Raw genomic sequence first — 10,221 nt, forward strand, 5'->3', positions numbered from 1 at the left:
ACAAAGGCGATATAACGATCACGCCATGCATGTTCTTTTTGACGTTCTTGCTGTAAAGCAAATGGATCGAAGAAGGTTTCTCGGAGCCACTGAAGACGAGCAAGTAACATCATTGGAATACGCATCCAGTATCCGAAAGCACGTTTACGGATAACCCCATGAGCACCCAAAGCAGGCGGAGCTAAGTGATAGGTTAAACGTAGACCTTTACCAAACTGGGTTTCAATTGATTGTTTAAAACTTTTGCCTGTGAGTAAGCGTGCAACTTCGTATTCATCTTTATAGGCCATGACTCTATACAACTGAGTCGCAATTGTTCCAGCCAATTCTTCTGGCAAAACTTTCGCTGCCTGTTCCACAAGGGTTCGATACTGCGTTGCATACGCTTGGTTCCAGTATTCAACCAAACGCGTAGTGCGATCTTCAATCAGTTCGGTCAAGGTGGTTGGTGTATGCGTTGCGGGTATGCTTGCTATAATGCGTTTTGCCAAGTCTGGATCGCTAATTAAATGGCAACCGATACGGAAAGCTTCAAGGTTTTTTTCAGCAGCCGTGCCATTCAAGCGAATTGCTTTTTCAATACTTTCACGCTTCAACGGAATTTGACCAGTTTGCCAAGCCATGCCAAGCAAGATCTGATTGGCAAAGATTGCATCTCCCAACACTTGTGTGGCTATTTGTATTGCAGGTAAAGAGATGAGTTTGCCTTGCGTGGTTCGACCACGAAGTCGATTAATCAAGTCCGTTATTGGTGCATGCCAATCTCGAGATTCAAGGAAGGCCGAAGTAGGGGAACCATCTTCATTGACGATGACAACAGCATCTGCTTTTAAGCGTGAAAGCGCCGCATTACTCCCTGCAACGATGGCATCTGCCCCGATTAAAACATCACATTGACCCGCAGGGATTTTGGTTGCTGAGATCTGATCATCGTCTGTAGCAAGTTGGATGTAGGAATATACCGCACCTCCTTTTTGAGCAAGTCCAGCCATATCCATGATACGTACAGCTTTACCCTCCAAATGAGCCGCCATGCCAAGTAAAGCACCTGCGGTCACGACCCCTGTACCGCCAACACCACCCACCATGATATGAATCGGTTGTTGCCCCAGCTCAGGAATGATTGGATTTTCTGGCCAGCCAGCTGCAATCCCTTCGAAAGTTTCTGGACGTTTCATATCGCGGGTATGTACGGTCACGAAACTTGGACAGAAACCTTCGACACAAGAGAAGTCTTTGTTACAACTGCTTTGATTAATCTGCCGTTTAGTCCCTAATGCTGTTTCTATAGGCTCGATAGATAAACAGTTCGATTGCTTAGAGCAGTCACCACAACCTTCACAAATCTCACTATTAATAAAAACACGCTCTGCAACATCTGGATAAGTATTGCGTTTACGGCGACGACGTTTTTCACTGGCACAAGTTTGCACATAAATTAGCGCCGTAACACCAGAAATATCACGCAGTTTGCGTTGCACATCATCCAGTTCATTTCTGTGATAGATCTCTACATGAGATGCAACACCTTCTTCGGCATGAATTAACTCAGGTTCATCCGTAACGATGACTTGTTTGGTGATGCCTTCAGCATCAAGTTGTCGGGTTAACTGTGCCACGGTGAGATGACCATCGACATGCTGTCCACCCGTCATGGCAACCGCATCGTTATAGAGAATTTTGTAGGTGATATTGAGTTTTGCCGCGATTGCTTGGCGGATTGCCAGATAACCTGAGTGAAAATATGTTCCATCTCCCAGATTGGCAAAAATATGCTTTTCATTGGTGAAATGAGAAGCACCAGCCCAACTCACACCTTCGCCACCCATTTGTGAGAAGGTTTCTGTGCCATGATTGAGTGAGACCGCAATATAATGACAACCAATCCCGCCTAATGCACGACTGCCTTCAGGTAAGACCGTGGATGAGTTGTGAGGACAGCCACTACAAAAGAACGGTTTGCGTTCTGCAATATCAGGTGCATGCTGGGATTCTTGCTCTGATTGTTGTAGTAGCTCAACTCTATTTTGAATTTGTGTTTTTAAGCTTTCAGGAAGGTCTAGTTTTAAGAAGCGAACTGCCAGCATTTTTGCAATAGGTTCTGGCTGGTACTCAAAGTAACCCTTCAAAGGGGCTTCATCTACAGTTGTACTCCATTCACCTTTGCCATCACAAGCTTTACCGATGACACGAGGGCGTTTATCATCTGGAAGTGCGTACAATTCCTCTTTAATTTGTGCTTCTAAAATCGGGCGTTTTTCTTCCACCACAATCAGTTCTTCTAAACCTTCGGCAAACTCATGCAGACCTTGTGGCTCTAAAGGCCAAATCAAAGCAACTTGATAGACGCGTAGTCCGAGCTGTTGGGCTGTTTCACCTTCGATGCCTAATATACGTAAGGCTTCAATGGTATCTAAATAGCCTTTACCACTGGCGACAATACCAATACGGGCATCAGGACAATGCCAAGTGACCTGATTCAGTTCATTTTCACGGGCATAAGCCAAAACCGCAGGTAGGCGATATTTATATAGACGTTCTTCTTGCTGAATCCCATGATCAGGCCAACGAATATTGACACCATCTTCAGGCATTGCGACATTTTCGGGCAATACAGGAATGACGCGATCTGAATCCACATGCACAGAAGCAGAAGTTTCAACAATTTCACTGACCAGTTTCATTGACGTCCACACACCCGTAAAGCGTGACATGGCAACAGCATGAACACCGAGATCAAGAATTTGTTGTATTGATGTCGGATAAAAAATTGGAATCCCACAACCGATCATGACATGTTCTGACTGATGTGGAACTGTTGAGGATTTACAAGAATGGTCATCTCCAAAGAAGGCAACCACACCACCACGTTCGGATGTTCCTGCTAGATTGGCATGACGCAGAACATCTCCAGAACGGTCTACACCTGGACCTTTGCCATACCACCAAGAAGTCACACCATCATATTTTCCTTGACCTGAGAGATTGGCTTGTTGGGTACCCCAAATTGCAGTAGCAGCTAAATCTTCATTTACGCCAGGTTGAAAAACCACATGATGGTCTTTGAGTATGCCTTCTACTTGCCAGAGATAATTATCATAATTTCCGACAGGAGAACCACGATAACCAGAAATAAAGCCAGCAGTATGATAACCGTTTAAAGTATCCCGCCGTGTTTGTGCGAGTGGTAAACGCACCATAGCTTGGATACCTGTCATGTAAGCAGTACCGTCATCACTGAGATATTTATCTTCGAGTGTTACATCCTTGGTTGGAATCTTATTTGGAGTAAATTTTGTAGCTATATTCATTTATTTCTCCTTGGAATTTTGTAGTCTTGCTACTTTATTTTCTCAACATCCCGTTGAATATTTGGAGTAAATGACATACTCGGAAAACGATTGATCAGTTGATTGAAGAATGAAAACTGCTCAATGTATGTACATTAATGTCATTGTGATTGATCCAGACTGGTGCAACAATGCGTAATTAAGCAAAAGATATTTACGTTATGCGCAAAAATCTTGATGGTGGATTACTTCATGCGATGCATGCTTTCCTGAAAGTCATTGATAGTGGAAGCTTTACGGCAGCTGCAGAGCAGATGGAACTGACAACAGCGCAAGTCTCTAGACTAATTAGTGAGTTAGAAGGGCGTTTAGGAACAAAATTACTACAACGAACGACCAGACAGCACGCATTGACCGATATTGGTGCAACTTATGCCGAGCAGTGCCGTCAAGTGCTCGCGATGGTCGATGAAGCTGAAACCCAAGCCATGGGGAGGGCAACCAAACCACAAGGACGGCTACGTGTTTTGAGTATGGCAAGTTTTGGTCATCATTATGTGTCTCCAGTGATGGCAGAATTCTGTGAAACCTATCCAGAGCTTACAGTTGAATACCGTACTTCACAGAATGTTCCAGATCTTTTAGGCAAAGGCATTGACGTCAGTCTGTATCTTGCGGAATCGTTGGCGGATTCAAGATTTGTTGCCCGTCAAATTGGAACCATATTTTCAGTACTTTGTGCATCACCCGCTTATTTAGAAAAATATGGTGAGCCAAAATCATTAGATGATCTACAAAAGCACGCATGTTTAAGATTGGTGAATCCATCAATTACACCGCAATGGCATCTGGTGAGTGAAAAAAGTTGTTCTTATCAAATTGATATTACAGGACCCTTGATTGCAGATTCACCCGAGCTTTTACTGGATATGGTGCAGCAAGATATGGGCATTGCATTGCTGCCAACCTTTACTGTAATTGAAGCTATAAGTACTGGACGATTACGCCGTCTATTATCTGACTGGAGATCACCAGATATAGGTGTTTATACCTTATTGCCATCCCGTCATTTTATTGATGCGAAAACAAGAGCATGGTTAACGTGGGTAGAACAGCATATTTCCCCAAAAATTCAGAGTGATACTGAGTATTTTTTATAATGTTAATTGGCATTATATCGGAGAGACTCATAAGAAAAGCCCAACACGATGTTAGGCCTTTTTATTGTTTATATATAATTGTAAATTAAATAAACCTATTATCTAATTTACACTTTTTAGTTTTCTAAAAGTTGTTTTGTCGTCGCAATTTCAGCATAGGCAAAGGCTAAAGCAGCCATAAACGCCGCATGTACTTGAGCGGCTTCAACGACTTGACCATTAAATTCGAGATTCATCGTTGTGCATGCATCTTCCACAACTGTACATTTATAACCCAAATCCGATGCAGCACGTGTAGTCGCATCAATACACATATGGCTCATGGCACCAATAATAGTTAACTGCTCAATACCTTGTTCTTTTAAATGTGCATCTAAATCAGTTTTTAAGAAAGAATTTGGATAGTTTTTAGTAATCACACATTCATTAGCGACTGGGGCAACAGTCTCAATTATTTCCACTCCCTCTGTATTTTTTACAAAAAATGAAATTTCTGGATCGAGGAACTCATGACGGATGTGGATGACAGGGATTGCATGCTGGCGTGCATGTTCAATGACTTTCGCTGCATTGTCTAAAGCTGCTTCAATATTAACTAATGGAAGTTTTCCCGTTGGTAGATATTCATTTTGTAAATCTACAACTACCACCGCTTGCTTGCTCATAATTTTGAACTCGAATAAGTAAATGTCGAGTTTATCTTGACAAAGTGCTGGTAAAACATGAATAGTCGCAAATGACTAAATACTGGTGGATAGCGACAAATGAGTAAAATTAATGAGATTGCAATTTTGAACTATCCGCAAGCCCATTCAGCTTCTATGTGGGGCCTAACTGATTTATTGCTGTATGCCAACCAGCAAGCACTCAATCAAGGTGAAGATACAATTAAAGTGACGCATTGGCACGATGCTCATGGAGAAATAGTCAAGACTTGGGAAAGTCAGGCGGAGTCTGGTGATAAGATTGATTTTATAATTATTCCACCGAGCTTTGAAGCTCCACTCTCTAAACAGACTGCTAGAAACTATTCTCATTGGATTCGACAGCACTATCGGAACGGAACAGTACTTTGTTCTATCTGTTCAGGAGTATTTACGCTTTTGGAGACAAATTTATTTGATGGTAGAACGATAACGACACATTGGCTAAACAATGAAATTGTTCGAGAACGCTTTCCTTATGTGAATATTGATAGTAATAAAATCATTGTTGAAGATCCTGATGTGATTACTACGGCAGGAATTATGTCTTGGATGGATTTGGGGCTTAAATTGATCGAGCGAATCTATACATCGCAATTAATGGTTGAGTTTTCTAAATTACTCTTGGTTGACCCACCTTCCAGAGAACAGTCTTACTATAAACAGTTTTTACCTAATTTAAGTCATGGTGATATTGCCATCGTAAAGATTCAGCATTGGTTACAAAATAATTATGCGAATAAAGTGACAGTAGACGATTTAGCTGAGTTGGCCAACCTTGAAAAAAGGACATTGTTACGACGCTTTAAGAAAGCGACAGGGCTTACACCAATTGAATATTGCCAGAATTTAAGAATTCATAAAGCACAGGATTTATTGCTTACGACAAATTTAAGTTTTGACTCAATTTCTTGGCAAGTCGGCTACAAAGACTGTTCATCATTCAATAAAATATTCGTGAAAACAATAGGTTTAACATCAACAGAGTATCGTAAACGTTTTAAGTCCTGACCATATTCAATTTGGAGATTAACGCATTGAGTCTGTCTTGTATAACTTAGGTTAGATAAGCCTTAGGGGAGTCTTCCTTAAAATTGATAAACTTTAATTACTATTTATTTTTACTCATTTCATATAGTCAGAAGAATAAATAGGCTACAAAGGTTCTTGTCTTTTGGTTAAATTCATCTCATGTCTGACTCGACTAATCCGCTCATAAATGACTTTACGCATTCGGTTGACTACACCAAGTGGTTTATGTTCAGGTAAAGCATGCCATGGCGTAAAAGAAAGATTTTCACAAAATTTATTCTGATCTGGCGTATCAAAAACCTGTTTAGGAATATGAATTGTTGCGACCTGATAAAATGGAGCTTGACTTTCCATCCACTCAGTCATGGAATCTTCGACAGACATGGTATTGGAGGTTCTTGCTTGTACCAGAAATTCCATACAGGCATCATTCTTTTGCAAACTATTTCGAAGTACCTCACGCAAAAAATCATGACTTGGATGATCTGGCATAGGGTCTACGTTTGCTGAGCAGGCTCGGACAGAATATTTCACTGCTTGATGATCAGCACCTAATCCCAACTGATAAGGAACCATTGACCAATATCGTGTTTGTAGAGGATTTGAAATTTTCGTTTTAAGATTGGCCGCAATCAAGGTTCCTTTAAATCCTAGCGCAAAAGGAATATGCAATTTTCTGAAATAATTCTTGCTGTTTATATCCTGCATTAATGCGAGATAACGATCTGGGTCATTAATAAAGAAGACTGGATGATTAATCATGATGAAGTCTTGTGTAGATGCATTACTTTCATCTTCTAAAAGTTTTTCTCCTGGTATGCCTAAAACTTTTATCGCCATCCCACGCGCATCTTTTTTAATGTCTGCTTGGCTGGCATCAGGAGATGCATTCGAGAAGCGGATCCATGCCTTATAGGTCTTGCCTGGAATAAAAATGCCTTGAGCTAAATTTTGAGGAAGTTTTTCCTGAACCTGAAATTCTGCTTGTACACACCCATGTGCTTTAGGATGTGCATCACGCAGGGCTGTGCCTGCAGAATATTTTTCACGGATGGATTTTTCAATCACATCTGCAATTTTTTCAGCCGTAGCAGCTTCGTTTGGATAAAGACTTTCACTCAAACTTGAATCAATGGTGGGGTAAATTATCTTTTGAGGAGGAGGGAGCATTGTAGTATTTGTATCAGCATGTCCCGCCGTGCAAACATTGATTATGATTGCTACAGCTAACACAGTGAACGGTAAGCGCAAGCGTTTTGATTGCATGAGATTTAGCCTCTAACATCAGTATCATATTTAGTTTTATTCGCTGATGAGGTGAGATTTCTTAAGACTATTTAATATACAAACTATTATAATATCTGACGATTTACAAGCTCCCCAGAAGTCTAAACTCTACTTTGTACCAATCCATTGAAATAGGCTAGATGAGATAGTTTTTTGCAGTATAGTAGGTAGTAATCGCAACCTCCAACTCTCTAGAGCATTTCATACAATAATAACTCTAGTTTACTATTATAATAGTTGTATAATAGGTCTAACTGGCCATACTTTACTATTTTAATATATTTATGAATAAGTTTTGTTCAATTCAAATATTCCTAAAAAATCAATGGATCGATTGTGCAACCATTGAATTGATTGGAGACGAAGCCAAAGGCTGGAAGGCAAGTAGTGCTACGTATTATTCAATGGAACATGCTATTGAATATATGGGCTTACGTGATGGTCATGCCGTTTCAAATCATTTTCCAGTTAACCTCGAAAGTAATAATGAACCAACTTGGCCAGCATTTCTGGTTGATCTCTTACCTCAAGGTTATGGTCGAAAAGAGCTATTAAGAAGGTTAGGACGACCAGAATATGAAGAAGAGTCCGCTGATTGGTCCTTACTGAGAATTGGTGCGAGTAACCCAATTGGAAATTTAAGAATCAAAGAAGCTCATGAATGGCTTTTACAGCAATATTCTGATCAATTGGTTCAAGGGTTTTCATTACAGGAGATTATTGAACGTAGTGATGATTTTCTAGAATCTTTGGCTTCTTTTGGGCTGTTCATTTCAGGATCTTCTGGTGTTCAAGGTGAATGGCCAAAACTCTTAATGACTCAAGGCAAGGATGGTTTATTTTATTTAGATCATGCGCTACCTGATATGGAAGCAAAACAACATTGGCTCATCAAATTTAGCCGAGGTACAGATGAGCGGCTGAATAAAATTTTGAATCAAGAAGCCTTATATATGCAATTAGCTGAATATCTAGGTTTACGTGTTTTCAAAGAGCTTGTGTTACATGGTAGAACCTTATTCATTCCACGGTTCGACCGCCAAGTGACGGAACAAGGTGTTGAACGAATCGCACAAGAAAGTCTTGCTGCGTTTAGCGGAAAAGTTGGCTTTGGCGTGACGATGACCCATAACGAAGTCTGCAGTGTAATCATGCAGAACTGTACCAATCCAGAGCAAGAGATTATTGAATACATTAAACGAGATTTAGCCAATATTGCATTGGGTAATAAAGATAACCATACCCGAAATACCGCATTTCAAAGATTAACGAATGGTGAAATACGTTTATCACCTTTATTTGATTTTGCGCCGATGTGGTTACATCCAGACGGAATCGCAAGATGTACGCGATGGAAGAAAGATGATAATCAATGGGCTTCTATTGCCAATCAACTTACTGAATGTACAACGTTATCTATTGATCAAGTCAAAGCATTATTTTCTGAACAATTGCCGCTATATCAAGGTTTGTTAGATAAGATGCGGGCCATTGGGATTGATGCTGAGATTATAGAAAATAGTGCACATCGTATTCAAAATATCTGCAATCAATTGAAGGAGATTGGTCATGGATAAACGTTTTACTCCTTTATCGCAAATAGAACAAATCAAAAAAAGACAATATGTCTTAGAAACGATTCAGCAAAATCCTGATTGGCCGATCAATGTCGTCGCGAAATTCATTCGAACTGAATTGCATCTCACCTTATCGGATATGGCAAAAATCACAAAAATTTCATTGCAGACCTTGCAAAATCTAGAGAAACCAGAGGCAAATCCCACATTAGAAACCATCTATAAGTTGCTCAATGCATTCGGGTTAAAGCTCTTAATTGTGAAAAAATGAAAAAAAGATTTCAAATTTTTGGCTATGTAAGACCTGATTCCTCAAGTGATTGATTGTAGTGTCAAAATGGTTGGAAGTTTTATTTCATTCGCTTCATTCAACCTTAATATTGGCTAAGGGCGCAAAATTTCAGCAGGCTAGGGAACAGGGTTTAATATGATAGGTTTTTTAATCTTTTGATACTTAAGAATTATTAAAAATGAAGATTATTTAAGAGATTCATTTGAGCAAATGGATTATTTAGAGATGCTTTTTGGTCGTTATGTACATGAATCTTTAGATTTAGACTTAGAGTTTCGGCGTGTAAATTATTTTTCTTTTGTGGAATTAGTTACAGGATTTACAGCAATTGGGGTTTTGCTGATAGAGATCAATGCATAAAAGCGCACACGATGTGTGATCGATTGAAAATATTATTAGATTTAAATTTTGATGATGAAAAGGCGTCAATAAGATGCCGGTGAAAGTTAATCGACATATATTCAGAACTAGCTTTTACGACCGTAACAAAGGCGTGCTGTTTAAATCAGATTATGTTTTTATACGTGAGTCACTAGAGAAGAACTATCTCGATCAAATCAGAGAGCTTGATTCAGACAATCACGAAGAAATAGATCAATTGAAATTATTGTTTATCAAATTGGATCATTATATCCAGCGCATGAGATAGCTTGAGATTTCGTCATAACGAATATTATGTTCATTCACGTACTCAGCATCATGAATATAATTTTGCAGATTCATGATGCTGAGCTGTAGCAACAACTGTGTTGTGTAGGCTACAGTCTTGGATACGTTATTTAACATAATATACATTATACGAAATCAATATTGTAACTCCAAAATAGAAATGTCCGGTTTCTCCAAAGTAAAAATGTCCGCTTTTAGAATATGCACTTT

8 protein-coding genes are annotated in these 10,221 nt (G+C 39.6%); 5 read left to right on the forward strand and 3 right to left on the reverse strand.

The genetic code is table 11. From position 1 onward, the window contains the following. A partial coding sequence (locus ACWQ4X_RS18975) for an indolepyruvate ferredoxin oxidoreductase family protein (protein WP_457904602.1) occupies nucleotides 1-3,311 on the reverse strand: 3,311 nt, incomplete at its 3' end. 200 nt (nucleotides 3,312-3,511) lie between these two features. On the opposite strand from ACWQ4X_RS18975, the gene ACWQ4X_RS18980 reads away from it, so the two are divergent. Then, nucleotides 3,512-4,450 carry a LysR family transcriptional regulator gene (locus tag ACWQ4X_RS18980; RefSeq protein WP_100240753.1) on the forward strand — a complete coding sequence of 313 codons (939 nt, stop codon included), beginning with the start codon at nucleotides 3,512-3,514 and terminating at the stop codon, nucleotides 4,448-4,450. A gap of 116 nt (nucleotides 4,451-4,566) precedes the next feature. Here the strand turns inward: ACWQ4X_RS18980 and ACWQ4X_RS18985 are convergent, their stop codons facing one another. Next, nucleotides 4,567-5,115 (reverse strand): cysteine hydrolase family protein, encoded by a 549-nt coding sequence (locus ACWQ4X_RS18985; RefSeq protein WP_374527210.1) that lies wholly within the window; start codon nucleotides 5,113-5,115, stop codon nucleotides 4,567-4,569. A 99-nt stretch (nucleotides 5,116-5,214) separates the two neighbouring features. On the opposite strand from ACWQ4X_RS18985, the gene ACWQ4X_RS18990 reads away from it, so the two are divergent. Beyond that, nucleotides 5,215-6,165: a GlxA family transcriptional regulator gene (locus ACWQ4X_RS18990; RefSeq protein ID WP_457904603.1), complete on the forward strand. Its 951-nt coding sequence runs from the start codon at nucleotides 5,215-5,217 to the stop codon at nucleotides 6,163-6,165. 144 nt (nucleotides 6,166-6,309) lie between these two features. On the opposite strand, the gene ACWQ4X_RS18995 is transcribed toward ACWQ4X_RS18990, so the two are convergent. Beyond that, nucleotides 6,310-7,452 carry a catalase family protein gene (locus ACWQ4X_RS18995; protein ID WP_457904604.1) on the reverse strand — a complete coding sequence of 381 codons (1,143 nt, stop codon included), beginning with the start codon at nucleotides 7,450-7,452 and terminating at the stop codon, nucleotides 6,310-6,312. Nucleotides 7,453-7,757: 305 nt separating this feature from the next. Here ACWQ4X_RS18995 and ACWQ4X_RS19000 point away from each other — a divergent pair, with 305 nt between their 5' ends. From ACWQ4X_RS19000 to ACWQ4X_RS19010, 3 genes are all read left to right on the forward strand, one after another. Then, nucleotides 7,758-9,050 carry a type II toxin-antitoxin system HipA family toxin gene (locus ACWQ4X_RS19000; protein WP_457904605.1) on the forward strand — a complete coding sequence of 431 codons (1,293 nt, stop codon included), beginning with the start codon at nucleotides 7,758-7,760 and terminating at the stop codon, nucleotides 9,048-9,050. Next, nucleotides 9,043-9,321: a helix-turn-helix domain-containing protein gene (locus ACWQ4X_RS19005; RefSeq protein ID WP_100240750.1), complete on the forward strand. Its 279-nt coding sequence runs from the start codon at nucleotides 9,043-9,045 to the stop codon at nucleotides 9,319-9,321. Before ACWQ4X_RS19000 ends, ACWQ4X_RS19005 begins: the two co-directional genes overlap by 8 nt. Before the next feature lie 231 nt (nucleotides 9,322-9,552). Beyond that, nucleotides 9,553-9,702, forward strand: a complete 150-nt coding sequence (locus ACWQ4X_RS19010; protein ID WP_457904606.1) for a hypothetical protein — start codon at nucleotides 9,553-9,555, stop codon at nucleotides 9,700-9,702. Nucleotides 9,703-10,221 lie beyond the last annotated feature (519 nt).

This window comes from Acinetobacter sp. NigerLNRRAM0016 (assembly GCF_054112845.1).